The organism is Mesorhizobium sp. Arg314 (assembly GCF_053714275.1).
Genome location: NZ_JBSKBP010000015.1, coordinates 35,826 through 58,765 on the forward strand (window position 1 = coordinate 35,826; position 22,940 = coordinate 58,765).

A 22,940-nucleotide genomic window follows, 5' to 3' on the forward strand; every position below is an offset into this window, starting at 1 on the left:
TGTGAGCGGTTTTCCGTCCGGAATTGCGTGAAAGCAAAGAGATAGAGCGGTTCGCCGGTTCCGTGAAACGGCGAACCGCTCTATCGTTCAGCAATCGAAGCCGTATGTGGCGCGCATGTAATCCGCCTCTTCCTTCGACATCTTCCTGAACATCACACAGACGGTGAAGCTGCCGACCTGGCGGCCGATTTTGGTATAGCCCCAGTCGGAGATATCGTCCCTGGTGAATTCGATGTTCTGGCCGAGAACGACGTTGTGAACGAATACCGGCTCGTTCGCCAATATGCCGACGAAGCCGGTGCCGGTCCGCCTGAACGGGATGACCCAGAAGTGCTCCGTCGTGTTTCCGTCTACGACCATCACCTTCAGCTTGAACCTGTCGGTTCCCGGCGGCGGAGCGTCAGACAAAGCCAGGAATCCATCCAGGCTGGATCGCGCCTTTGCTATCGCCGCCGCCATATCGGCGTCGTCGGAGGCGATCATCATCGCCTTGTCGTCGCTTTGCGCCCGAGCGTGCAAGGGGATGAACGCCAGCAGCAGGCATAGCGCGATACGAACGGCAAAGGTCATGACGCCCCTCAACTCCAGTCAGGCCACTATCTTCCTGTACTATGTCGGCATTATCAATCGAACCGCGGCTCGCCGTCATCACTGCCAAGCTGCCAAGATCAAGTCATCAGCGGACGTCTGCCGTTGCGACAATCATCCGTGGTTTTCGAAGTGGCCCACGCCAATCGTCATCGGGGAATGATAAGCGGGAAGCGATTCCCGGCTGCCGACGAACAGGCAGTCGAATATGTTGAATGGAACTGCGCGGAGAGAACAGATATGCGACTGAGATTTGCGGCTGCGGCGTTCGCGGCGATCATGCTTTGCGCCGGGCTTGCCCGTGCCGAGGATCCGAAGGCTTTCAAGCTGACGATCGATGGCGTGACGGTCGACATCGATCCGGGCGAGGACGTCGACGTGACGCTCCCCGGCGGCAAGACCAGCAAGGTGCGGATCGACCATAATGATTTCGCCACCTTCTCCGGTGGCACATTTTCCTTCGTCCATCCAAGCAGCAATTCGGTCACCAAGTCCGATCTCGGCGACGGTATCGCCCAGTATCTTATGGCTTCGGCGCTCGGCACCCTCGTCGTGGTGCAGAAATACGACAAGATGAACCCTGTCTCCCTCAACCAGCTGATGCTGCAGGAGATGACCAAGGAAACGGTCCAGGCGGGCGGGCAGCTGACGCAGCAGCCGACGAGCCGCAAGCTAGCCGACGGCAAGGAGCTGACGGGGCTCAAGGCCACCGTCAAGACGCGCACAGACAGCGCGGATTTCGAGATCGTCGGCTTTGGCACCGCCGATCGGGGGTTGCTCTTCATCACGCGCATCGGCGACCAGGACAATGCCACCGAACAGCCGCTGATCGATAAGTTCTGGGAGACGCTGAAGATCAAACTGTAAGGCGCGTCGATATTCAGGTGAGGCCGGCCTGCGGATGCCGGCTTCCTCCGCTTCACGTACTTAAGTACCCTCCGCTCCGGCCTTCGCCGGCCGAAGCCCTCATAAGTGTCTCCGCCCTATGAAGGCTACGGCCGGCGCAGGCCGGTTCTCGGAAGCCGACATTCTCAGGCCGGCCTGACCTGAATCTCAACACGGCTTGGGCGCGCTCACAGACCGGTCAGACCAGCCAGCCAGCCAGCCGACCGCTTTGCCGCGTCCACAGTCGCGATGGCGGCGCGACCAATATCGGTCTTGACCACGGCATAGCCTGTCCTGGTGCGGTAAAGCACGGCGCGGCCGCCATCGACCGACCCATCGAAGGCGACCGGTTTGGCCGCTTCCGTTTCGCTGGCGGTCACCGTTGCGCCGACCGGGACGCTCGGGCGATGGTCGAGTTCGGGCGGCAGCGGGGCGATGGTTTCGACGACGCGGTTCCTGGGCTTCAGATCCGGCCTGGAGGCTTTCGCGGCGAGCTCGGAGGAAGAGGCCGAGCCCTTGACGCGGCAGATGCCGGAAACCAGCGGATAGTTGAAATTGCGCTGATGCAGCATCTGGCTCTTCATCGCCGCTTCGCAGTCGGCAATCGTTGTCCATTTGGCCGGCGTCTCACCGATGTATTCGCACAGCTTGGCGTCGCAGTCGCAGCCGACAATGGTCATGGCGACAAGGGCGGTCTTGATCACGGTCCTGTCCCTTCGAATTCGTTCCCGAGCTGACCAATCGCTGGGGAACAAGGCGGGATTTGGCCGCCATTGTGAATTGTGCATGACCGCGCGTTGTCGAAGGTTGCTTGGCTTCCGTATGTGGCCGGAAAGCATCAGTGGTGCCGGGGAGGTGTGGGCGCGGCGAAAAGCCGGCGAGGCGGACAGCCCAAAAAAGACAGTCGGCGCTGGGATTTCTCCCAGCGCCTCCCTGTCAGATCAGGAGCCGGTTAAGGCAGCAACTTCCGTAAAGTCGTCGCGCCAGGCCAGCCTTGATTTTGACGGTCCTGCCAGTCGCCACCCGAGGGCAGCGCCCGTTCCAGACCACGCCGATCTCCACCCTTGCGGGCTTCGTCCAGCGTGCCATCGAAGGTTTTTACCGGCCTTCATGGCAGCATCGGTCCGCCGTCGGCGTTGGCACGCTTTCCGCGGCACCCGTAGGTCTCGGCATCCGTCCCTCCAACAGGCGAACCTGCTCTCGTTTCGGGCCGTACGGGCCTCAGGAAATCCGCCTTGCGCTTTTGCCTTTCGGCTGGGCGTTCGGTAGCCGCCTGAGATGGGTTGACTGTACGCCGGGTAACGGGTCTGGGGAATGCCGGTGTGCCTGTGGATTGCGGGATTATCGGGGACCAATGGCAAAAGCCCCGGAACTTGCCAGCCCAACCCCTTAGACAGCCTGCCCCGCTTTTCTGCGACCCTTGGATGCTGGAGCCTTGCCCCGCCGCCCGGTCCGCGTTTCAATGCCAGCAAAAGATTTTCGGCCAGCAAAAGACTTTCGGCCAGCAAAAGACTTTGGGCCAGCAAAAGACTTTGGGCCGGCAAAAGATTTTGGGCGCCAGCGCGGAATCCACCGCGCACTTTGGGCGACCTGCCTCGGGGAGATCAGTTTGAAGGTCGGGGTGGTTCTCAATCCGATTGCCGGAGGCGGCAAGCTCAAGCGGCATTGGACGGAGGCCGCGGCGTCGCTCAATCGGAATTTCGGCGATTTCGACTTGCGGGAGACTCAGGCCAGCGGCGACGCCGAACGGCTGGCGATCGACCTCGCCGCCGGCGGATGCGACCTGGTGATCGCGGCAGGCGGCGACGGCACCGCCAGCGAGGTGGCCGACGGGTTGCTGCAGGTACAGCACGAGACCGGCCGCGAAAGCGCGCTGGGGCTTCTGCCTTGCGGCACCGGCATCGACTTCGCGCGCGGGCTCGACTTGCCGCGCGGCATCGACGCCACGCTGAAGAGGATCGCCGATGCCAAGGGCCGGAAGATCGACGCCGGACGTGTCTGTTACATCGACGACCACGGCGCGCTGGCCAGCCGCCATTTCATCAACATCGCCAGCCTCGGCCTGTCCGGCGCGACGGATCGCGCCGTCAATGCCGATAAGCGCAAGGGCAGTGTCTCGGCCAAGGCGCTGTTCTTCTGGCGCGCGGTGCTGGAGTTCATCCGCTACCGGTTCCAGGACGTCCGGATCACCATCGACGACGGCGAACCGATCGAGGCGCACATGGCGCTGGTGGCGGTGGCCAACGGCAGGTTCTTCGGTGGCGGCATGATGATCGCGCCGGACGCCGAGCTCGCCGATGGCCAGTTCGACATCGTCATCCTGCGCGCGGCCGGCAAGCTCGGCCTAATAAGGGACATCCGCCTCATCTATGGCGGCCGGCATCGCAACCATCCGGCAATCACCATCCTGCGGGGACGCAAGGTGCTGGTCGAGCCGTTGGGCGATATCGAGAAGAACGGCGCGCTGGTCGACATAGACGGCGAGTCGCCAGGCCGGATTCCGGCGACGTTCGAAATCCTGCCCGGCGCGCTGACGCTGAGAGGTTGAATCAACTGGCTGAAGGCTTGATTCAGCCGATACAGTCAGGCGATTGAAATAGCTGGCTAAATTTTGTCGGATTATAGTTCGAGCTTGGCCGGGAAGCCCGGCGCGCGAAGCTCCGTCCCGACCGCATCCTCCAGCAGCTTGACGATCCGGGTCGACCAGGCGTCGCCGCCATAGGCGCGCTTGCCCTCTTCGAAGATCGCGTTGACGCGCGACGCCAGATCGAGCGGCGCGCCGAAATCCCTGCCCATGGCCAGCGCGAAGCCGAGGTCCTTCAGCGCCAAGTCGATGGTGAAGCCGATATCGTAGGAGCCGTTCAAGACGAGCTGGCTTTCGGTTTCGTGGACGAAGCTGTTGCCGGAAGAGGCGACGATGGCGTGGTAGGCCTGGGCAAGGTCGAGCCCGCCTTGTTTGGCGAGCATCAGCGCCTCGCCGGCGGCGACCAGATGGATGAAGGCCAGCATGTTGGTGATGACCTTGATCACCGCCGCCGAGCCGAGCGGTCCCATCAGGAACGATTTCGCGCACATCGCCTCGATCGCCGGACGGTGTCGCTCATAGAGCGCGGCGCCACCACCGACGAGCGCGGTGATCCTGCCCGCGGCCGCCAGATGCACGCCGCCGGTCACCGGGCATTCGAGCGTTTCGATGCGCTTTGCCGAAGCAAGGGCGGCGAGCCGCAGTATCTCGTCGCGGCCATTGGTCGACATCTCGATCCAGGTGCCGCCCGCGGGCAGGCCCCGAAGCAATCCGTCCGGACCGGCGAGCACCGCTTCGCTGACCTTCGGCGAGGGCAGGCAGGTTAGCGCATTGCCGGCGCGGGCGGCGGCATCGGCCGGGCTGGTCGCCGGCGTGGCGCCGAGCGCAACCAAGCGCTTGATCGCTTCAGGGTCGCGGTCGAAGACGGTGACGGCAAAGCCGTTGCGCAGCAGGCTGGCGGCAAGGTTGCCGCCGAGATGGCCGAGGCCGATGAAGGCGTAAGCGAGGGTCACGGCATCAGCGGCGTCTGCATCATCTGCAGATGCAGGTCCTTGCCGCTATAGGGATGCGCGTCGCAGACGTCTTCGTCGAGCTCCACGCCGAGGCCGGGCTCCTTCGAGGGGATGACGTTGCCGTCCTGCCATTCGATCTTCTTCTTGAGCAGTTTTTGGTGGAAGCCGTCCCACTGCCTGAGTGATTCCAGGATGAGGAAATTGGGCAGCGTCACGGCAAGCTGGATGTTGGCGGCGCCTACGATCGGGCCGCAATAGCAGTGCGGCGCCACCTGGATGTGGTAGGCCTCGGCCATGGCTGCGATCTTCTTGGTCTCCAGAATGCCGCCGGAGCGGCCGAGATCAGGCTGCAGGATCGTGGCGGCACGGTTTTCGATGACGCGGGCGAATTCGAATTTCGTCGTCAGACGCTCGCCCGTGGCGATCGGGATGGATGTGCCGCGGGCGACCAGCGCCATCACCTCGGGCATATCCGGCGGCACCGGTTCCTCGAACCAGAGCGGATCGTAGGGCTCGATGGCACGCGCCATGCGCAGGGCGCCGGAAGCGGTGAACTGGCCATGCGTGCCGAACAGGATGTCGGCGCGCGTGCCGACCGCCTCGCGGATAGCCTTGATCATGCGCGCCGAAAGGTCGATGTCGATCAAGCGCGGCTGATGGCCATCATAGGCGGTGTAGGGGCCAGCCGGATCGAGCTTCACGGCGTTGAACCCCTGCTCGACATATTCAAGCGCGCAGGCGGCGGCCATGTCCGGATCGTTGTAGACATTGCGGCCGCGCGCATCTTCCGAATGGACGCTGCCGGTGTGCGGATAGAGATAGGTGTAGGAGCGCAGCGTCTCATGCACCTGGCCGCCGAGCAGCTTATAGACCGGCTTGTCGGCTTCCTTGCCGATGATGTCCCAGCAGGCCATTTCCAGCGCCGAGAAGCAGCCCATGCCGGAGACGTCGGGACGCTGGGTGAAGCCGGAGGAATAGGCGCGGCGGAAGAAATTCTCGATGTCGTGCGGATCGCTGCCGACGAGATAGCGCTCGGCCATGTCTTCGATCATCTTAGCGGTGACATGCGCGGAGAAGGTCGCGTTGTAGGCCTCGCCATAGCCGACCACGCCGCCATCGGTGGTGAGCTTGACGAAGATGAAATACTTGCCGCCGATGCCGGGCGGCGGGTTGCCGACAACCCAGGTCTTGACGTCGGTGATTTTCATTTGTGATCCTCCAGAACCAGCTCGGCGCCTTTCCATCCGGTCAGGATCGCGGCGGCGTTGGTGTTGCCCGTGATGTTGTCGGGGAATATTGAAGCGTCGATAACACGCAGCGCATCCAGCCCATGAACCCTCAGCCGCGGATCGACCACGGCGCGCGCGGCATCCGGTCCCATGCGGCAGGTCGAGACCGGATGATAGACGGTGCCCGAGCGTTTCCTGAAATCCTGGATCAGGTCGGCGTCCGACTTTATCGACGGGCCGGGCAGAACCTCTTCCTCGATGATCTCTGCCATGGCCGGCATCGAGGCGATCCTGCGCACGAACTTCACCGCCGCGAGCATTTCGTCGACATCGGCATTGGTCGAATAGGCGTTGGGCGTGATCCTCGGATAGTCGCGCGGGTCCTTCGAGCGGATCATGATCTCGCCGCGGCTCGACGGGCGGCAGTTGGACAAGCCGATCGAGAAGCCCGGCCAGGGGTCGGGCGTCAGGATCGGGCGTTCGCCGCTCTTTGGAATGACGGTCGAAAAGGCCTGGAAATAGAGCTGCATGTTCGGCCGCGTCATCGACGGGTCGGTGCGGAAGAAGCCGCCGGCATTGTTCATCGACAGCGACAGCGGGCCCGAGCGCAGCAGGATGTATTGTATGCCGACCAGGAGCTTGCCCCACCAGGGCCGCAGGATCTGGTTCAGCGTCGGCAGCTTGCTCCTGAAGGTGTAATTGATGCCGACATGGTCCTGCAAATTGGCGCCGACATTGTCGTTGGCGTGGACGACCGGGATAGCGAGATCGCCGAGCAATGTGGACGGGCCTACGCCGGAAAGCTGAAGCAGTTGCGGGGAATTGACCGAGCCGCCCGAAAGGATCACCTCGCGGCCCGCGCGGACAGTTTTCTTCTCACCGTTCTGCTCATATTCGACGCCGACGGCGCGCTTGCCCTCAAACAGGATTTTCGTCGCCAGCGCGTTGGTCTCGACATGGACGTTGCCGCGTTTCATCGCCGGCCGCAGGAAGGCGCGGGCGGCGGACATGCGGCGGCCGTTCTTTGTCGTGATCTGGTAGACGCCGACGCCTTCCTGGGAGGCGCCGTTGAAGTCGCGATTGAACGGCAGCCCGGCCTGCTGGGCGGCGGCAAGATAGCGTTTGGTCAGCGGGTGCACCGCGTTCGTGCAGTCGGTGATGTGCAGCGGGCCGCCGACGCCGCGCCACCGGTCGGCGCCGGCCGCATTGTCCTCCATCGCCTTGAAAGATGGCAGGAGGTCGTCATAGGCCCAGCCTGGATTGCCCGCGGCCGCCCAGGCATCGAAGTCCTCCTGCGCGCCCCTGATGAAGACCATGGCGTTGATCGAGCTCGAGCCGCCGAGCAGCTTGCCGCGCGGCCAATGATCGGCGTTGCCGGCGAGACCGGGATCCGGCTCGGTCTTGTAGCTCCAGTTGACGACCGGGTCGAAGAAGGTCTTGCCGTAGCCGAGCGGCATCTGGACGTAGAAGCGCCGGTCGGTTCCGCCTGCCTCCAGCACCAGCACCGAAAAACGCCCCGACGCCGACAGCTTGTCGGCAACCACCGAACCGGCCGAGCCGGAGCCGACGACGATGAAATCATAAGTCTGCATGATGGAAGAGCGGGCTCCGCAATTTGCGGCTTACCCTAGACATAGCCGGCTCGCGGCGTCGCCGTGGCTTCCGGCATGGCTTGTGAAAAAAGCGACCGCTTCGGCGACGCAGGTTTCGCTTTCAGCAGAGCTTGCGACATCGCAACTGCGTTGGTACGGGTTCAGGAAAGCAGCGGTTGAAGGACCTCCCCATGGTACATTACGCGGACGGAAAACCGCTTGGCGATCTCACGCTGCGAACGCTCGCCATGCCCTCCGACGCCAATGCCGCCGGCGATATCTTCGGCGGCTGGGTGATGGCGCAGATGGACCTTGCCTGCGGCATCCGCGCCGCCGAGCGCGCCAAGGGCCGCGTGGTCACCGCCGCGGTCAAGGAAATGTCCTTCGCCAAAGCGATGAAGATCGGCGACACGCTCTGCATCTACACGCATGTCGAGCGCGTCGGCCGCACTTCGATGGTGCTCAAGGTCGAGGCCTGGGCGCAGCGCTACCTTTCCGACCTGATGGAGAAGGTCACCCATGCCGATTTCGTCATGGTGGCGCTCGACGGCGAGGGCAAGCCGAAGCCGGTTCCGGCCGAGAACTGACGGGATCCTGATCCTCCCAGCTTGCGGATTTGTATCAACGCCCGCACGGCAGATGCGCTCCGCGACATCCAATGGTTGCCTTCACGCCTCACTTTGCGGCTGCGGGGGAAAGACAATGCGTCAACACATGCTGAACGGCTGGCTCGTTGCAGCCCTGGTCGCCCTGATCTGCCTGCTCGGCATAACGGCCTATATGGAGGTCAGGAAAGACCTTCCACGCGTTGCGTGCATGCGGGATTTGAAGGCGGTCGACAAGTGGGCGGCGCAGTCGGAGAACTGCTCGACGGCGTGCTGCAACGGTACCTCCCCAAGCGCCTGACAAGTGGCTGTCTGAAGGGGCTCCTCGTTGGCACGGCGACTATGCGCGGACGAGTGCAAGGCTAGTCCGGGACCGCTGCGGATCTGATCGAAAATCGGATGGCGCGACGCAGCCGGCGCTGAGCCGCACGGCTCATCTATCGGTTCAAAATCCCTTGAACTATAAGGGTTTCAGGCCTCCTGGCCGTCGAACCTGGCGCGTGCTTCGCGGACCCGATTGGTGTTCTTGCGCGCCCATTCGCCGAGCGCGCCGACCGGCACCAGCAGCTCGTGGCCGAGCTCTGTCAGCTCGTAATCGACACGCGGCGGAATGGTCGGAAACACTTTTCGCGTGACGAAGCCATCGCGCTCCAGACCGCGCAAGGTGGTGGTCAGCATCTTCTGCGAAATGCCGCCGACGGCCGCGCGCAATTCGTTGAAGCGCATCGCCCCGCCGCCCAGCTTGCCGACGACGAGCACGGTCCATTTGTCGCCGACCCGTTGCAGGATTTCCGACACGGCCCGGCAGTCCTCGGTGTTGTGCGGGTGCCTCAGTAACAAAAACGTGCCTCCTTGCGCGCCGGTTTGTCAGTATCACATATAGCGCCGGTATCCAAACGATACCAGAAATCCCGCAAGGAGAGCCCCTTATGTCCAAGCCCAAAATTGCTATTGTCGTCGGTTCGACGCGCGCCGCCCGCTTCGCCGACGTACCGGCGCAGTGGATCGCCAAGATCGCCAAGTCCCACGCCGATATCGACGTCGAGATCGTCGATCTGCGCGACTGGCCGCTGCCCTTCTTCGACGAGGTCGCTTCCTCCGCCTGGGCGCCGTCGCAAAATGAAGTGGCGCAGCGGTGGCAGAAGAAGGTCGCCGGGTTCGACGGCTTCATCTTCACCGCCGCCGAATACAATCACGGCCCGACCGCCGTCTTGAAGAATGCCATCGACTACGCCGCCAATGAGTGGAACAAGAAGCCGGCCGGCTTTGTCGGCTATGGCTCGGTCGGCGGCTCGCGAGCGGTCGAACACCTTCGCCTGGCCGCTGTCGAGTTGCAGATGGCGCCGGTCAAGTCGGCCGTGCATATCGCCTGGGGCGATTTCCTTGCCGTCCGCCAGGGCGAGAAGAAGCTCGAGGACATCGAGCATCTGAACCAGTCGGCCGCCGCGCTGGTCAATGACGTCGCCTGGTGGGCGAAATTGCTGAAGGCCGCGCGTGCCGCCGACGCGATCGCCAGCGAAGCCCAGGCCGCTTAAAGAAGATCATCTTCCCAAGATCATCCTCTCGAGGGCGGCGCTTGCGCCGCCCTTTTCAACTTGTAGAATTGTAGAAACGACCTCGCCGATCTGTCTTGGCCTGATGATACAGCTGGCAAGGCGTTCCCGATTGTTCAGTTCGTCAGCGTGGTTCTGGCCCCCCCTCACACAGCGTCAGCAGGATCGGCTCGAGACTGAGGCAGGAGAGCGCATTCCGCTGGACCAGGCTGGCGCATCAACTGGTTGAGCAGCCGTTCGAGGGGCAAGGTCGTGCTGATACCGCAGCTCTTCTGCCTGATGCCCCACTATGTTGACTGGCGAAGGTGAGGCTCAACGCTCCAGCCTCGCATTACAGATGCTCCTTCACCCTCAGGCACCGACATCGCAAGCGTGGACGATTTTTGGAAGATAGTCGTGGCAGAAGTCCAGATAAGTCCTGACGATGGTGGATGGGTGGCGATGAGGCGGATAGACCAGGTTGATCGACCACTCCGGCAAAGGGTATTGCGCCAGCAATGGCACCAGGCGCTTCTTCCGGATGGGCGCGGCCGCCAGGAACGGCGGCAGTTCCGTCACCACGTCGCCACCGAGCGCGCGGCTGCACAGATGGTGATAATCGTTGGTGGACAGGACCGCCTGGGGCTCGACCACATGGCTGCCCAATTCCCAGCGCACCGCAGTATCGACGCGCGACGCCCATACCGCGCACGGGAAGCGATGAAGTGCGTCGGGCTCGGCCGGCATGCCAAAGCGCTCCACCAATTTCGGGCTGGCGACAAGAATGTTGCGATACGACAGCACGTGCCGCGCCACCATGGTCTCGTGAACGATCGCACCCACACGAAGGGCGACGTCGATGCCGTCCTCAACCAGGTCCATGCGACGCTCGGTTGAGTAGACGTAAACCTGAACACCCGGGTAGCTGCGCTGGAACGCGGCGATCAGATCCCACCATGGCTGAAACGTCTGCGGCAAGGACAGGCGCAGGCGCCCTTTCAGCCGTGCCTGATCGCTCACCACGGCCTGCTCGGCTTCCAGCAATGCCTCGATCCCGCGGTTGGCCTGCTCGTACAGCCTTGCCCCGGCATCGGTCAATTTCGTGCCGCGCGCCGAGCGCTCCAGCAATTGCACCTTGAGTTGGCGCTCCAGGTCACGGATTCGGCGGCTCAGCGTTGGAAGCGGCATTCCGAGACGGCTTGCCGCCGTAGAGAGGCTGCCGGCTTTGACAACCGCGACAAACATCCGGGTGGCATTCAAGTCCATGGCATAGCTTACCAGATTCGATAGGCTTGCTGTCAATCTTGGTCGTTAATTTCCATATTTGATCGATCTACTATGCCGTGCAGCGGGAAGGGCTCATTGTACGGAAAGCATCATGACACAGACCAGCATGAGGATATTGGCGGCCATGTCACTGGCGATGGTAAGTTCAGTCGCATCGGCACAAACGACCGCCTCACCAGCCAACCCCGTCACCGTCGACAACTACAATCGCGCTCAGACCGACGTTAATTTTGCCGGGGTGGTCAAGAATGGCGGCTTCGGAAAATTCCGGCATGGGCGCGAGCTTGCTCCTCCTGTGCAGCAAGGCATTGTTCGTCCCAATCGCGACACCTTGTATTCATTTGCGATCGTCGACCTCGACGCCGGGCCAGTGACGATCGCGCTGCCGGACGCCGGCAAGCGCTTCGAGGGGATGCAGGTCGTCAACCAGGATCAATACACTTCGGCCACGTATTACGGCGCGGGTACCCATACCCTGACCAAGGAGATGATCGGCACGCGCTACGCCATTGTCGTCGTCCGTTTCCTTGTCGACTTCTCGCACAAGGACGATGTCGATGAGGTCCACACTTTGCAGGATGCGATCAAGTTCAGCCAGGAACGTCCCGGCACGTTCGAAATTCCCGATTGGGATGAGGCAAGCTTGAAAAAAATACAAGCGGCGCTCGTCCAGCTTGGAACCACGGTTTCCGATACTCGGCGTATGTTTGGCGCCAACGAGAATGAGGTCGACCCGGTCAGGCACCTGATCGGAAGCGCTATGCTTTGGGGGGGCTACCCGGAGAAGGACGCGCTCTATCTGCCGATCACGCCGGCCCGAAACGACGGCAGCACGGTCCACAAGCTCAGCGTCGGCGATGTGCCTGTGGACGGGTTCTGGTCGCTCACCGTTTACAACAGCAAGGGTTACCTCCAGCCGAACCAATACAATGCCTATTCGGTGAACTCCGTCACGGCAAAAAAGAGCGCGGACGGCTCGGTCACCATTGAGTTTGGCGGGTGCGACGGCAAGATCCAGAACTGTCTGCCGATCTCGCCGGGCTGGAATTACACGGTGCGCCTCTTTCGCCCGCGCGCAGAAATCCTCAACGACACGTGGGCATTTCCGCTGGCACAACCCGTAAGTTGAAGCGCTGCTTCCGGCCGGCGGTTCCGCACCTGCCGTGGCAAAGTCCTCCCTCAAACCAATCTACACCCGTGCCAGCCGCCGCGAGTCGATGTGACTTGCATAATGCAATTAACTAGGCTATTAGTCACTTTCATTTTGAAAGGGACCTTGGCCATGGTTGCAAAGACGAGCTTCGAAACGCGCCCATGCCCGATCGCGCGCAGCCTCGACGAGGTCGGCGAGTGGTGGAGCATCCTGTTGTTGCGCGACGCGTTTCAGGGCCTCACGCGCTTCGACCAGTTCCAGAAGAGCCTGGATATCGCTCCGAACATCCTGACGCGACGGCTGAACAGCCTGGTCGAGCGCGGGCTGTTTGAAAAACGCGTCTACTGCGAACGGCCGCTTCGTCATGAATATGTGCTGACCGCCAAGGCCCGCGATTTCCGGCCGGTGCTCCTTACCCTGCTTGCCTGGGGCAACCGGCATCTGGCGCCCGAAGGCCCGAGCCTCGTCGTGGTGGACACAGCGGACGGGCGCTGGGCCGACCCCGTTCTGGTCGACCGCGAGACCGGAAGGGAACTGGACAGCGGCGGCTTCACCATGGCGACGGGACCCAAGGCCAGCGATCGCATGCGCCAACGCTATCACTTCAGCAGCCAGGGCTCGGGCCTGCCGCTGGTCGAGAACACTTATGGCGTCCAGGATGAGGCGCAAAGCAGATGAACAAGGCTCTTTCCCAGACCGAGTTGCAGGCTTCCGTCGTTGACATCCCGAAACCGGCCAGGAAACGGCGTAAGCCGCTGCTGCTCGGGGCAGCGCTGATCGCGATTGCAGCCGCCGGATGGTATGGCGCCGAGTGGTGGCAGGCCAATCGCTTCCTGGTGACGACCGACGATGCCTATGTCGGCGGCAATGTCACGCCGCTCGCGCCGCGCGTCGCGGGACATATCGACCAGGTTCTCGTCGAGGACAACCAGCATGTCGCAGCGGGCCAGCCTGTCATCCGCATCGACGACAGGCCGTTCAAGGCCGCGCTGGAACGCGCGCAGGCATCGGTGCAGCAGAAGCAGTCGGCGCTCGACAATCTGCGCGCCCAGGTCTCGCTGCAGAACTTGCTGATCGAGCAGGCCAAGGCTGATCTTGAGGCGAAGAACGCCGCCGCGGTGTTCACCGCGCAGGATGCCAAGCGCTATCAGGTGCTGGCCAGCGCCAGGACCGGTTCGCAGCAGGATGCCCAGAAGAGCGCCGCAGCCGACGGCCAGGCGCAGGCATCCGTCACTGCCGCCCGGGCAGCGCTTGCGGCGTCCAGGCAGCAACTCGACGTCCTCAACACGCAGATTTCGGAAGCGACTGCGGAGGTCGCTGCCGCCAAGGCGGATCTCGATACGGCGGAACTCGACCTCGGCTTCACGGAAATCCGCTCGCCGATCGAGGGCGTTGTCGGCAACAGGCTGGCGCAGGTGGGCACCTTTGTTTCGCCGGGCAGCTACCTGCTGACCATCGTTCCCGTCTCGGGCCTTTGGGTCGATGCCAATTTCAAGGAAGACCAGCTGCGCGCGATGGCCGGCGGACAGGCCGCGAACGTCTATGCCGATGTAGCCCCCGACCAACCGCTCAAGGGTCACATCACCAGCCTGGGGCCGGCCACGGGGGCGATCTTCAGCGTCATCCCGCCGCAGAATGCGACCGGCAATTTCACCAAGATCGTCCAGCGGGTCCCGGTCAGGATCGCCATCGACGGCGACCAGGCGGGCAAAGTCGCGCTGCGGCCAGGCCTGTCGACGGTCGTCACCGTCGATACCGGGTCGCACTGAGGGGCTCCATGTCAGCGCCGGCCGCCCCGCAATCCTTCTTCGCGAGCATCCTGCCGTTCATGGTGATGTGCGTGGGGATGTTCATCGCGCTGCTCGACATCCAGATCGTCGCCTCCTCGCTGCAGGATATCGGCGGCGGCCTGTCGGCCGCGCAGGACCAGATCGGCTGGGTCCAGACCTCCTATCTGGTGGCGGAAATCATCGTCATCCCGCTGTCGGGCTGGCTGACCCGCGTCTTTTCCACCAGATGGCTTTTCACCATCTCGGCGGCTGGCTTCACGCTGGCCAGCATGCTTTGCGGCTTTGCCTGGAACATCGAAAGCATGATCGTGTTCCGGGCGCTGCAGGGGCTGCTCGGCGCTTCGATGATCCCGACGGTGTTCACCTCGTCCTTCCATTATTTCCAAGGCCCGAGGCGCGTCTATGCCGCCGCCGTCGTCGGCAGCATAGCGTCGATCGCGCCGACGCTCGGCCCCGTCATCGGCGGCTGGATCACCGACACCTTGAACTGGCACTGGCTGTTCTATGTGAATGTCGTCCCCGGGGTGGTCATTACCATCCTTGTTGCGCTTCTGGTCAAGATCGACAAAGCCGACCCGTCATTGCTGAAGGGCGCAGACTATATCGGTATGGCCCTGATGGCAGTCAGTCTCGGCACGGCGGAATACGTCCTGGAGGAGGGTTCACGCTGGAACTGGTTCGACGACGCGACGATCCGCGACGGCGCTATCGTCGCCGCAATTACCCTCGTTCTATTCGTCATCCGAAGCCTGACCTATGCGCAGCCCGTGGTCGACTTCCGCGCCTTCGGCAACCGCAATTTCGCCATCGGCTGCTTCCTGTCCTTCGTCACCGGCATCGGCATCTTCGCCACGATCTATCTTACGCCGCTGTTCCTGGGTTACGTACGCGGCTACAACGCCTTGCAGACAGGGTTGGCGGTGTTTTCCACCGGCGTCGCCTCGATGATCGGCGTTCCCGTCTATATCTTCCTCGCCAAGCGCTTCGATACGCGTTGGCTGATGATGTTCGGTCTGGCGTCCTTCGGCGCATCGATGTGGAGTTTCAGCGCCATCACCAGCCAATGGGGCTCCGCCGAGCTCCTCATCCCGCAAATCTTTCGCGGATTCCCGCAGGTCTTCGCCGTGGCGCCGAGTGTCAATCTCGGGCTTGGCAGCCTGCCACCGGACCGGCTGAAATATGCCAGCGGCCTGTTCAACACCATGCGCAATCTCGGCGGCGCGGTCGGCATCGCCATTTGCGGCGCGATCCTCAACAACCGCACCAATTTCCATTTCTTGACGATCGCCTCGCATCTGACGCCGCAGAACGAGGCGGCCATGCGTCTGCTGGACAAAGTGGCGCAGCGCTATGGACAGTTGCCCGGCGCCATCGATGACGGCCACGCCGCCTCGCTGAAGCAGCTCTGGCAGCTGGCCTATCGCGAGGCTTCCACGATGGCCTATGCCGATGCGTTCCTGGTCATCATGGTGGCTTTCGTCATCGCCACGGCGCTGGTTCCGTTTCTGCGCAACGTGACGCCGAAGGCGCCGCCTCCGGACGCGCATTGAGCGGAACGGAAGCAGCAACTCGGAGCCTACCACTTGACGCTGAAGCCGACCGAGCCGCCAAAGGAATGGCCCTCGCCGAAATCCTCGATGCTCGAGCGGGCGAGCAGTTCGCCATGAACAGCGTAGCGGTCGGCGGCCCAGCTCAGCGAGCCGCACTGCCGCCCTAAGTGGCGCCGTCGGATTGTGCGCCCCTCCATGATAGTCCGCAGACATTCGTGCGGGGGCTCGGGCGCTACCCTGGGAGAGTCGAAAATCAGCCGGAGGCCGATCAGGCGCAAGCCCGTTCAAGCTCCGCCGACAGTTGGATTGGGTCGGAAACGCCCCGTCCGAAAAGCGCCATGACCCTGAGCGCGATCCGTTCGCGCTCATCATCGTCCGCAACGTGATGCTTTGCGCAATAGTCGGTCAAGGCTTTTGTGAGAATGCCGAGCTGGGCGGAATCCGCCACGCCGTAAGCTGACACGCTTGCCTCCCTGGACAGGGGCGAAAGCATGATAACCGCTTCCAAGCGTCCGCTTGCCTCTACTCGGTGCGGACGACCAAAGCAGCGTATGCTTGAAATGTGACCGTTACGAGTCAGCTCGCGGGGACTGAAGTCTGCAACTTCTTCAGCAGCCGCGCCTCGCGAAGAAGCGAGTTCGCATCGATGCCGATCAACTCGACAAGGCCGCGGGCCTGGGCCTCGGTGATGCCGGTTTCCTTCATAAGGAACTGGATACGGAATTCCGTCTCCGCCTGTAGGCGTTCGTCGCGCTCTTGCTTGCTCTCGGCCACGGAATTTTCCCCATGTCCTAGAAACGCTAGTTATCGCCTAAATTTCCGCTCTTAAAACCGCGGCACGGATCTATCAGCGCACCACCGGGCGGTGGCCGTCGGGCAGGCGGGTGGCGATCAGCTTGTCGATGCGGCGACCGTCGAGGTCGACCACCTCGAAGCGCCAGCCTTGCGCGTCGACGCACTCGCCGGTCGCGGGCAGGTGGTGCAAATGCGACAGCACATAGCCGGCGACGGTTTCGTAGTCGCGGTTCTCGGGCAGGTCGATGCCCAGCACCTCGGCCATCTCGTCGGCCTGCATGTAGCCGGCGAGCAGCCAGGAGCCGTCCTCGCGCTTCACGGCGTTTTCCTCCTCGCCGGCCTCGAGATCGGAGCGGAAGACGCCGGTGATGGCTTCGAGGATGTCGGCCGGCGTGACGATGCCTTCGAAATGGCCGTATTCGTCATGGACCAGCGCCATCGGCACGTCCGATTCTTTGAGTTTCTGCAGCACGTCGAGCGCGTCGGCCTGGTCGTGGACGATTGGAGCGGCGCGCACATGCTGGCGCGGATCCAGCACCCTGCCGGCAAGAAGGGCCGCCAGCACGTCGCGCGTCTGGATGACGCCGACCATGGCGTCGACATTGCCGTCGCCGACAGGCAATCGCGAGTGCTGGGTGTCCATCAAAAGTTTTCGAACCGTAGCCTCGTCGGATTGCAGGTTCAGCCAGTCGACCTCGGTGCGCGGCGACATCACGGCGCGCACGGCGCGGTCGCCGAGGCGCATGACGCCGGCAATCATGCGGCGCTCGTCGGATTCGATAGTGCCGTGATGCTCGGCCTCGGCGACCAGCATCTTGATTTCCTCGTCGGTGACCTTCTCTTCCGCCTCGCCGCTCTGGCCGAGCAGCCACAGAATGGCGCGGCCGGAAAGGTCGAGCAGGACGACGACCGGCGCCGACACTCTGGCAAGGATGGTCATCGCGGGCGCGGCCCTGACGGCGACGCGCTCCGGGTCCTTCAGCGCGATCTGTTTCGGCACGAGCTCGCCGACGATCAGCGAGGCGTAGGTGATCAAAGCAACGACGATGCCGACGCCGACCGGGTCGGCGATGTTTTCGCGGATGCCGGTCGACGCCAGATATTGCGCCAGCCGTTCGCCGAGGGTCGCGCCCGAGAAGGCGCCCGAGAGAACGCCGACCAGGGTGATGCCGATCTGCACCGACGACAGGAACTTGCCGGGGTTCGAGCCGAGCGCCAGCGCGCGGCCGGCGCCGTTGACGTTGCGGTCGATCATCGCCTTGAGGCGGGCCGGCCGCGACGAGACGATGGCAAGCTCAGACATCGACAAAAGGCCGTTCACCAAGATGAGGACGGCAACGACGGCAATTTCAACATAAAGCATGGGCGGTCAATAGCATTGCTGCAGTGCATTCGAAAATAGCCTGCCGGCATTTTTGGAAGATGACAGGTGCACTGTTCACGCGGCATCCCAAAATCGGTGCCGACAAATGCCCGACTAGAGCGTTTCACCGTTTCACGGAAACGGCGAACCGCTCTATCTCTTTGTTTTGATGCAATTCCGGACGGAAGGCCACGGCGAGGTCGCCGAGCCCAACCGCTACGCACTTTTGCTGGAATTGCTCCATAGCGTCGATGACCGCGCGCACCTTTGGCGTCAGCGCGCGTGACGTCACTGCGGAGTCTTCAACACGCCGATCACCGCCATGCCGTCGGTGAAAAAGGGATCGCCGCCGCCGTTGCGTCCGGCTTGGGTGGCGCCGATCCCTGGTATCTGGCTGGTCGATGCCAGCAAACCGGCGGCCTGCAGGTCGCCGATCACGAAACTGCGCTCCTCGTCGATGTCGGGGCCGATATGGTGGGTGACGGCGCCCGTGTCGTGGCTGAGGCCGACGCCGCGATCGAAGCTCGCGGCACCCAGCCAGAGCGGGCGGCCGTCATCACCGACGGTGTCCGTCTGCCAGAAGCGGACGTGGTGGCGCCGGTCGGCGCTGCCGCCGACCGGCATCTCGAAGGCAAGATCCTGCGCTCGGCCCTCGAACAGCAGGCGGCTCATCGGCGCATCGGGATAGGGGCGGGAAAACAACACGCTTTCGCCGATGTCGATCGCGGTCCGCAGCGTCACGGCGTCGGCCGTATCCCAGCCGGCGACGGCGAAGGCGTGGACGACTTCCTTTTCGGTGCCGACCAGGCCGATATTGATCGGGTCGCCGGGAATGCCCTGTGGCGTATGCGTCACCATCTCGAAGGGCCGGGTGCGGAAGCCGCGCTCCCGCCAGGTCCAGAATCCCGGCGCGGCGACATAGGCGAGCGCCAGGTAGAAGGCGCAAACCGCCGCCAGCCAGATCGTCGCGCGCCGCCTCAGGCTTCGCTCACCCACGACAAACCGCTCCCAAATCCATGGGCGACCATTTTATGCGGTGTTGGCCGTTTTTGGGCAGAATTGCCTCAGCGGCAGGCCCGGTAGCCGCTTTTGCGGTTCTTGATGTCGAAATGGAAGTGGTTGCGGTGGTCGTAATTGTAGCCCGGGCCGAGCACGGTGGTGAAATACTGGCAGCCATCGGCGCGCACATTGTTGAGGAAGCCGCGGGTGCGGAAGGCGAACAGGCCGGGCTTACGGACGTCGATGTCGTCGCCATTGTTGAGCTCGATGCTCATGACGTCGAGCGCGTTGCCCTTGCCATGCTCGGACAGGACGCCTTCGCCGGCGATGTTGCGGCAGGAATAGCTGGACCCTTGGTGGATCGCCTTGACGCCGGAGAAATAACGCCAGCGGGCGGCCGGCTGCAGCTCGTTTTTTGTCCAGGCGGCAAAAGTGGCGGCCATGTTGCAGGTCAGCGTTGCCGCCGGCTGCATGGCGACGCTGCCGATCGCCGAGACCTTCACCGGATAATCGATGCCGCACTGGCCTTCATGGATCGGCTGGATGTCCTGATAGACGACGCCCATCCGCTTCAACTCGTTGCGGCAGTCGATTTCGCTGGCCGGCATCTGCTCGACCGGCGACATCGGCTCATCCATGCGCGGATAGGCGGCCTGGGTCATGTAGGGATTGGACGGAACAAGCCGCTGCATGCCGACATATTGCGGCGCTTCGGGCACGGCGGCGGTCTGGCTGCCGACATCGACGGCCGGCTGCAGCGCAAAGACGTCGCCGGTCGTGCAGGCCGATATTGTCGCGGTGGCAACGCCTGCGACCAGCCCGACGGCGAAGCGGGCAAAATTATTCCGCCGCGCCGCGGCAAGCATGGCGCCAAGTGTTTTGGCCATCGAAAGGCATCCTGTCCCCGGATGGCACAATTTTAGTCGGCAAGAGTAAAGGAAAGATCAGCGCCGGCATTCACGCATGGGGCGGAATTGCGGCGCTGTTCTTGGGCGGAAGCGCCGAAGACTTCCGGGATTTACCTATTGGCAGAAAGTGCCGCCGTGGCGGCGGGGCTCCAGATCGAGGTGGAAATGCAGCGCGTGATCAGCGTCGGCGCCTGGCCCGAGCACCGTCTTGAACGGCCCGCACGCAGCCTTGCGCACCGCGTTGAGGAACTTCGCGTCCTTCTCCGGCGGCGTCGGCCCGACCTCGATCTTCCTCCCGTCCGACAAGGTGAAGCTGGCGATATCGAGCGCGTTGCCGAAGGCGTGTTCCGACAGTTTGCGCGTGCCGTTGCGCGGGCGGCAGACAAAGGCGGAGGCCTGGTTGATCGACTTCAGGTCGGCGCCGAATTCGGCCTTCGCCGCCGGCTGGACGGTGTCTGCTACGAAGCGCGCCGTCGCCTCGGCCATATGGCAGTTGAGTTCGGTGCCGGCGCTGATGCCGGTGGATTTGCCGAGTGTTTGCAGAATGACCGGGTAAGGAATCGAGCAGCCGATTTCGGCATCGTGTTCGGCCTTGTGCTCCTCGAATTGGACGCCAAGCGCCTTCAACCGCTCGCGGCAGGCGGTTTCTTCTGCCGGCATCTTGTCGGCCGGCAGATCAGCCGAGCGCGGATCGGGAAGCATCTTTTCCTCGCCGGCATCCGCCGGCTTTTCCGGTGGTTGCGGCGCGGTCTCCGGCGGCTCCGGCTCGAGTTCGGCCGGTTTCTCCGGCGGTGTGGGGACAATTTCCGGCGTCTGCGGCTCGGGTTCCGTCTGCGTCCCGGATTCAGCACCCTTCGAACGCGGCGGATGGGCATCCCATTTCGGGTGCGACTTCTCCTGGTTGATGAAGTCGTCATTGCTGTCCGCGCGACCTTTGCTTTGCGCAGACTTCTCAGCGCCGTTCTCCATATCCGGGGGACGCGATCCGGGGACTGGTGTCGCCACCGGCGTTCCCGGTGGCGGGGCGGCGCTCTGGCTGACCGGCGGCAGGTGTCGTTTATGCCGATGATGATGCTTGGCCATGGCCGGCGTAACCACCAGGGCCGCAGCCGCCAAAGGCAGCGCCAGTCTGCAAAGTCGTGAAAAGCTCAGCGTTGCCATCGCCCCGAAACGGCGTCCGCGTTGCGAAGTTGCTTGCTTCACCTGCCTTGCCGATCACAATCGGTTACCTGCGCGTTACGCGCCGATGGCTTCAAGGCCTTCCTCCAGCCAGTCGGCGAGCATCGGCAGGCCGAGCAGATATTTGGCCGTGCGCTTTCTGGGGCGGTCCCTGGCGGTGGCCACCGCATCCGCCCATTCGGTTGCGTCATAGTCGCCGCGCCCGACCCAGGCGAGCGCGATCAATTCGGCCGCTTCGTCGATGTTGAGATCGTTGATCAGCTCGCGGAACTCTTCCTCGGTCAGGTCTTCCGAGGCTTCCTCGACAAGGCCGTCATGGTGATGGCTGGCATGCGTGTCGCCGTCGAACTCGACCTCGTGCTCGGCGCCGTCATCGTAATCCTCGTTGACGGCCGCGCTCAACGCCTTCGCCTTGAGGATGAACAGGCGAACGGTGTCCGGGTCGATCGAAAGATCCCATTCCTTATCGAGGCGCTGCTGCACGGCCCTTCTCCACGTGATGCGCTTGGCCCCGATGATAGCGGATTTGCAGCGCGCGTCACGTCCGGAGGTAACGGCTTCTTTCCAGCCGTTCAAAATAGTTCGGCATCTGCCTGGATTTCGGGATGAAACCGCACTGAGACGGCGTTAATCTGCCATTGTCACGCTCAAGGAGGCTTCGATGCGCAGACGTTTGCTTGTTCAGGTCATCGCTATCGCGGCGCTGCCGCTGTTCGCCGCGCCGGCTTATACTGCCGGTGAAAGTGGCGGCGGGAGCGGTCAAACCACTTCCCAATGCAAGAAGGGCGAGGTCTGGGACAAGAAGAAGCAGAAATGCGTCGTGCCGCAATATGGCATGCTGGATGACGACAGCATCTACGAGGCCGGCCACGATCTTGCGATGGCCGGGCGCTATGACGAAGCCATTTCCGTGCTGACGCTCGCCGCCAACAAGCAGGATCCGCGCATCCTCAACTATCTCGGCTATTCGCATCGCCATTCGGGCCGCGTCACCGTTGGCCTCGGCTATTACGAGGAAGCGCTGAGGATCGACCCGAACTATACGCTGGTGCGCGAATATCTCGGCGAGGCGCATCTGCAGATCGGCGATCTCGCCGGCGCCCAGCAGCAGCTCCAGGAAATCGAAAAGCGGACCGGCAAGGGCTCGCGCGAATACGGCATGCTGTCGGAGCAGATCGATCATTTCCTGAGGAGCTGAACTGCCCTCAACACTGTTTGAGGCCGGCTGCGGGCATCCGCAGCCGGCTTTTTGTTGCCTGTCGTCGTTCGCCGTCAGCTAGGCCCGCGAAAGCGGTGATCATTTTGCCGAACTTCAATTTTTGGGCGTGAAAATCGCGCGAAGATCGCTATATTCGGGGAAATTGTGGTGAAACGGTTCCGTTAGCCCGAGGCTGCCGGACCGTTTTCTTTTTGTACCCATTGACAAGGCCGCTCCCGAAAACGGGGGTGGCGGCAGGAAAGGTCAGGCATATGATCAAGGTCCCGATGACAGGCGAGGGGTTCGCGTCATTGAAGGAAGAACTTCGCTGGCGTCAGCAGGAGGAACGTCCTCGCATCATCGAGGCGATCTCCGAAGCGCGCTCGCATGGCGACCTGTCCGAAAATGCCGAATATCACGCGGCGAAAGAGTCGCAGAGCCACAATGAAGGCCGTATCAACGAGCTCGAGGATCTGATCGCGCGCGCCGAGGTCATCGACGTCTCCAAGCTCAGCGGCGACAAGGTGAAGTTCGGCGCGACCGTCGTGCTGGTCGACGAGGACACCGAGGAAAAGAAGACCTATCAGATCGTCGGCGACCAGGAAGCGGACGTGAAGTCCGGCCGCATCTCGATCTCGTCGCCGATCGCGCGTGCGCTGATCGGCAAGGAAGTCGGCGACGCCATCGAAGTCAATGCCCCGGGCGGCGCACGCGGGTATGAGATCGTCCAGGTGCAGTTTATCTAGGAAT

Annotated in this window: 27 protein-coding genes; 11 read left to right on the forward strand and 16 right to left on the reverse strand. The window is 62.9% G+C overall.

Annotation, left to right across the window (positions count from 1 at the left end; all coding sequences use genetic code 11):
- Window positions 1-87: 87 nt before the first annotated feature.
- The gene (locus ACWGS9_RS17770; RefSeq protein WP_454506470.1) at window positions 88-570 is read right to left on the reverse strand and encodes a YegJ family protein; all 483 of its coding nucleotides are present in this window, start codon (window positions 568-570) and stop codon (window positions 88-90) included.
- Between the two features lie 258 nt (window positions 571-828).
- Here ACWGS9_RS17770 and ACWGS9_RS17775 point away from each other — a divergent pair, with 258 nt between their 5' ends.
- Complete coding sequence (locus ACWGS9_RS17775; protein WP_454506471.1) at window positions 829-1,455, forward strand: hypothetical protein; 627 nt, start codon at window positions 829-831, stop codon at window positions 1,453-1,455.
- A gap of 206 nt (window positions 1,456-1,661) precedes the next feature.
- On the opposite strand, the gene ACWGS9_RS17780 is transcribed toward ACWGS9_RS17775, so the two are convergent.
- Window positions 1,662-2,177, reverse strand: coding sequence for a hypothetical protein (locus ACWGS9_RS17780; protein ID WP_454506472.1), 516 nt, complete (start codon window positions 2,175-2,177; stop codon window positions 1,662-1,664).
- Between the two features lie 905 nt (window positions 2,178-3,082).
- Between ACWGS9_RS17780 and ACWGS9_RS17785 the strand changes: the two genes are divergently transcribed.
- Window positions 3,083-4,021 (forward strand): diacylglycerol/lipid kinase family protein, encoded by a 939-nt coding sequence (locus tag ACWGS9_RS17785; protein WP_454506473.1) that lies wholly within the window; start codon window positions 3,083-3,085, stop codon window positions 4,019-4,021.
- Between the two features lie 71 nt (window positions 4,022-4,092).
- Here ACWGS9_RS17785 and ACWGS9_RS17790 read toward each other — a convergent pair whose 3' ends face one another.
- Genes ACWGS9_RS17790 through ACWGS9_RS17800 form a run of 3 tightly spaced genes read right to left on the reverse strand, consistent with a single transcriptional unit; the run spans window position 4,093 to window position 7,831 of the window.
- The gene (locus ACWGS9_RS17790; protein WP_454506474.1) at window positions 4,093-5,010 is read right to left on the reverse strand and encodes an NAD(P)-dependent oxidoreductase; all 918 of its coding nucleotides are present in this window, start codon (window positions 5,008-5,010) and stop codon (window positions 4,093-4,095) included.
- Window positions 5,007-6,218, reverse strand: coding sequence for a mandelate racemase/muconate lactonizing enzyme family protein (locus tag ACWGS9_RS17795; RefSeq protein WP_454506475.1), 1,212 nt, complete (start codon window positions 6,216-6,218; stop codon window positions 5,007-5,009). Before ACWGS9_RS17795 ends, ACWGS9_RS17790 begins: the two co-directional genes overlap by 4 nt.
- Window positions 6,215-7,831: a GMC family oxidoreductase gene (locus tag ACWGS9_RS17800; protein WP_454506476.1), complete on the reverse strand. Its 1,617-nt coding sequence runs from the start codon at window positions 7,829-7,831 to the stop codon at window positions 6,215-6,217. The genes ACWGS9_RS17795 and ACWGS9_RS17800 overlap by 4 nt, the downstream gene beginning before the upstream one ends.
- Window positions 7,832-8,022: 191 nt before the next feature.
- Here ACWGS9_RS17800 and ACWGS9_RS17805 point away from each other — a divergent pair, with 191 nt between their 5' ends.
- Both ACWGS9_RS17805 and ACWGS9_RS17810 read left to right on the forward strand, forming a co-directional pair.
- On the forward strand, window positions 8,023-8,418 hold the full coding sequence (locus ACWGS9_RS17805; protein WP_454506477.1) for an acyl-CoA thioesterase: 396 nt from the start codon (window positions 8,023-8,025) through the stop codon (window positions 8,416-8,418).
- A gap of 115 nt (window positions 8,419-8,533) precedes the next feature.
- Window positions 8,534-8,737: a hypothetical protein gene (locus ACWGS9_RS17810; RefSeq protein ID WP_454506478.1), complete on the forward strand. Its 204-nt coding sequence runs from the start codon at window positions 8,534-8,536 to the stop codon at window positions 8,735-8,737.
- Window positions 8,738-8,907: 170 nt separating this feature from the next.
- Here ACWGS9_RS17810 and ACWGS9_RS17815 read toward each other — a convergent pair whose 3' ends face one another.
- Window positions 8,908-9,276, reverse strand: a complete 369-nt coding sequence (locus ACWGS9_RS17815; RefSeq protein WP_454506479.1) for a winged helix-turn-helix transcriptional regulator — start codon at window positions 9,274-9,276, stop codon at window positions 8,908-8,910.
- Window positions 9,277-9,365: 89 nt separating this feature from the next.
- On the opposite strand from ACWGS9_RS17815, the gene ACWGS9_RS17820 reads away from it, so the two are divergent.
- On the forward strand, window positions 9,366-9,971 hold the full coding sequence (locus ACWGS9_RS17820; protein ID WP_454506480.1) for an NADPH-dependent FMN reductase: 606 nt from the start codon (window positions 9,366-9,368) through the stop codon (window positions 9,969-9,971).
- A gap of 369 nt (window positions 9,972-10,340) precedes the next feature.
- Here the strand turns inward: ACWGS9_RS17820 and ACWGS9_RS17825 are convergent, their stop codons facing one another.
- The gene (locus ACWGS9_RS17825) at window positions 10,341-11,234 is read right to left on the reverse strand and encodes a LysR family transcriptional regulator (RefSeq protein WP_454506481.1); all 894 of its coding nucleotides are present in this window, start codon (window positions 11,232-11,234) and stop codon (window positions 10,341-10,343) included.
- A gap of 112 nt (window positions 11,235-11,346) precedes the next feature.
- Here ACWGS9_RS17825 and ACWGS9_RS17830 point away from each other — a divergent pair, with 112 nt between their 5' ends.
- From ACWGS9_RS17830 to ACWGS9_RS17845, 4 genes are all read left to right on the forward strand, one after another.
- Window positions 11,347-12,384, forward strand: coding sequence for a DUF1254 domain-containing protein (locus tag ACWGS9_RS17830; protein ID WP_454506482.1), 1,038 nt, complete (start codon window positions 11,347-11,349; stop codon window positions 12,382-12,384).
- A gap of 153 nt (window positions 12,385-12,537) precedes the next feature.
- On the forward strand, window positions 12,538-13,086 hold the full coding sequence (locus ACWGS9_RS17835; protein ID WP_454506483.1) for a winged helix-turn-helix transcriptional regulator: 549 nt from the start codon (window positions 12,538-12,540) through the stop codon (window positions 13,084-13,086).
- The gene (locus ACWGS9_RS17840; protein ID WP_454506484.1) at window positions 13,083-14,177 is read left to right on the forward strand and encodes an HlyD family secretion protein; all 1,095 of its coding nucleotides are present in this window, start codon (window positions 13,083-13,085) and stop codon (window positions 14,175-14,177) included. Before ACWGS9_RS17835 ends, ACWGS9_RS17840 begins: the two co-directional genes overlap by 4 nt.
- 8 nt (window positions 14,178-14,185) lie before the next feature.
- Window positions 14,186-15,748 (forward strand): DHA2 family efflux MFS transporter permease subunit, encoded by a 1,563-nt coding sequence (locus tag ACWGS9_RS17845; RefSeq protein ID WP_454506485.1) that lies wholly within the window; start codon window positions 14,186-14,188, stop codon window positions 15,746-15,748.
- A gap of 26 nt (window positions 15,749-15,774) precedes the next feature.
- On the opposite strand, the gene ACWGS9_RS17850 is transcribed toward ACWGS9_RS17845, so the two are convergent.
- The 9 genes from ACWGS9_RS17850 to ACWGS9_RS17890 form a co-directional block, all read right to left on the reverse strand.
- Window positions 15,775-15,945, reverse strand: a complete 171-nt coding sequence (locus tag ACWGS9_RS17850) for a hypothetical protein (RefSeq protein WP_454506486.1) — start codon at window positions 15,943-15,945, stop codon at window positions 15,775-15,777.
- Between the two features lie 71 nt (window positions 15,946-16,016).
- Window positions 16,017-16,211 carry a hypothetical protein gene (locus ACWGS9_RS17855; protein WP_320311443.1) on the reverse strand — a complete coding sequence of 65 codons (195 nt, stop codon included), beginning with the start codon at window positions 16,209-16,211 and terminating at the stop codon, window positions 16,017-16,019.
- A gap of 113 nt (window positions 16,212-16,324) precedes the next feature.
- Window positions 16,325-16,522, reverse strand: a complete 198-nt coding sequence (locus ACWGS9_RS17860; RefSeq protein WP_454506487.1) for a hypothetical protein — start codon at window positions 16,520-16,522, stop codon at window positions 16,325-16,327.
- Between the two features lie 73 nt (window positions 16,523-16,595).
- Window positions 16,596-17,906, reverse strand: a complete 1,311-nt coding sequence (locus ACWGS9_RS17865) for a hemolysin family protein (RefSeq protein ID WP_454506488.1) — start codon at window positions 17,904-17,906, stop codon at window positions 16,596-16,598.
- Between the two features lie 124 nt (window positions 17,907-18,030).
- The gene (locus ACWGS9_RS17870) at window positions 18,031-18,198 is read right to left on the reverse strand and encodes a hypothetical protein (RefSeq protein WP_454506489.1); all 168 of its coding nucleotides are present in this window, start codon (window positions 18,196-18,198) and stop codon (window positions 18,031-18,033) included.
- Window positions 18,195-18,902 carry an LssY C-terminal domain-containing protein gene (locus ACWGS9_RS17875; RefSeq protein ID WP_454506490.1) on the reverse strand — a complete coding sequence of 236 codons (708 nt, stop codon included), beginning with the start codon at window positions 18,900-18,902 and terminating at the stop codon, window positions 18,195-18,197. The genes ACWGS9_RS17870 and ACWGS9_RS17875 overlap by 4 nt, the downstream gene beginning before the upstream one ends.
- Before the next feature lie 68 nt (window positions 18,903-18,970).
- Complete coding sequence (locus tag ACWGS9_RS17880) at window positions 18,971-19,792, reverse strand: extensin-like domain-containing protein (RefSeq protein WP_454506491.1); 822 nt, start codon at window positions 19,790-19,792, stop codon at window positions 18,971-18,973.
- A gap of 135 nt (window positions 19,793-19,927) precedes the next feature.
- Window positions 19,928-20,935, reverse strand: a complete 1,008-nt coding sequence (locus ACWGS9_RS17885; RefSeq protein WP_454506606.1) for an extensin-like domain-containing protein — start codon at window positions 20,933-20,935, stop codon at window positions 19,928-19,930.
- Between the two features lie 114 nt (window positions 20,936-21,049).
- Window positions 21,050-21,475 carry a DUF3775 domain-containing protein gene (locus ACWGS9_RS17890; protein ID WP_454506492.1) on the reverse strand — a complete coding sequence of 142 codons (426 nt, stop codon included), beginning with the start codon at window positions 21,473-21,475 and terminating at the stop codon, window positions 21,050-21,052.
- Between the two features lie 178 nt (window positions 21,476-21,653).
- Between ACWGS9_RS17890 and ACWGS9_RS17895 the strand changes: the two genes are divergently transcribed.
- Together ACWGS9_RS17895 and greA are read left to right on the forward strand one after the other, a co-directional pair.
- Complete coding sequence (locus ACWGS9_RS17895; protein ID WP_454506493.1) at window positions 21,654-22,190, forward strand: tetratricopeptide repeat protein; 537 nt, start codon at window positions 21,654-21,656, stop codon at window positions 22,188-22,190.
- A gap of 272 nt (window positions 22,191-22,462) precedes the next feature.
- Window positions 22,463-22,936 carry a transcription elongation factor GreA gene (greA, locus tag ACWGS9_RS17900; RefSeq protein ID WP_027168132.1) on the forward strand — a complete coding sequence of 158 codons (474 nt, stop codon included), beginning with the start codon at window positions 22,463-22,465 and terminating at the stop codon, window positions 22,934-22,936.
- The last annotated feature ends 4 nt before the right edge of the window (window positions 22,937-22,940 follow it).

Coding starts and splice junctions, on each gene's coding strand:
- ACWGS9_RS17770 (WP_454506470.1), bottom strand. CDS start 570: ATGACCTTTGCCGTTCGTATCGCGCTATGCCTGCTGCTGGCGTTCATC.
- ACWGS9_RS17775 (WP_454506471.1), top strand. CDS start 829: ATGCGACTGAGATTTGCGGCTGCGGCGTTCGCGGCGATCATGCTTTGC.
- ACWGS9_RS17795 (WP_454506475.1), bottom strand. CDS start 6,218: ATGAAAATCACCGACGTCAAGACCTGGGTTGTCGGCAACCCGCCGCCC.
- ACWGS9_RS17800 (WP_454506476.1), bottom strand. CDS start 7,831: ATGCAGACTTATGATTTCATCGTCGTCGGCTCCGGCTCGGCCGGTTCG.
- ACWGS9_RS17805 (WP_454506477.1), top strand. CDS start 8,023: ATGGTACATTACGCGGACGGAAAACCGCTTGGCGATCTCACGCTGCGA.
- ACWGS9_RS17810 (WP_454506478.1), top strand. CDS start 8,534: ATGCGTCAACACATGCTGAACGGCTGGCTCGTTGCAGCCCTGGTCGCC.
- ACWGS9_RS17820 (WP_454506480.1), top strand. CDS start 9,366: ATGTCCAAGCCCAAAATTGCTATTGTCGTCGGTTCGACGCGCGCCGCC.
- ACWGS9_RS17825 (WP_454506481.1), bottom strand. CDS start 11,234: ATGGACTTGAATGCCACCCGGATGTTTGTCGCGGTTGTCAAAGCCGGC.
- ACWGS9_RS17830 (WP_454506482.1), top strand. CDS start 11,347: ATGACACAGACCAGCATGAGGATATTGGCGGCCATGTCACTGGCGATG.
- ACWGS9_RS17835 (WP_454506483.1), top strand. CDS start 12,538: ATGGTTGCAAAGACGAGCTTCGAAACGCGCCCATGCCCGATCGCGCGC.
- ACWGS9_RS17840 (WP_454506484.1), top strand. CDS start 13,083: ATGAACAAGGCTCTTTCCCAGACCGAGTTGCAGGCTTCCGTCGTTGAC.
- ACWGS9_RS17845 (WP_454506485.1), top strand. CDS start 14,186: ATGTCAGCGCCGGCCGCCCCGCAATCCTTCTTCGCGAGCATCCTGCCG.
- ACWGS9_RS17850 (WP_454506486.1), bottom strand. CDS start 15,945: ATGGAGGGGCGCACAATCCGACGGCGCCACTTAGGGCGGCAGTGCGGC.
- ACWGS9_RS17865 (WP_454506488.1), bottom strand. CDS start 17,906: ATGCTTTATGTTGAAATTGCCGTCGTTGCCGTCCTCATCTTGGTGAAC.
- ACWGS9_RS17880 (WP_454506491.1), bottom strand. CDS start 19,792: ATGGCCAAAACACTTGGCGCCATGCTTGCCGCGGCGCGGCGGAATAAT.
- ACWGS9_RS17895 (WP_454506493.1), top strand. CDS start 21,654: ATGCGCAGACGTTTGCTTGTTCAGGTCATCGCTATCGCGGCGCTGCCG.
- greA (WP_027168132.1), top strand. CDS start 22,463: ATGATCAAGGTCCCGATGACAGGCGAGGGGTTCGCGTCATTGAAGGAA.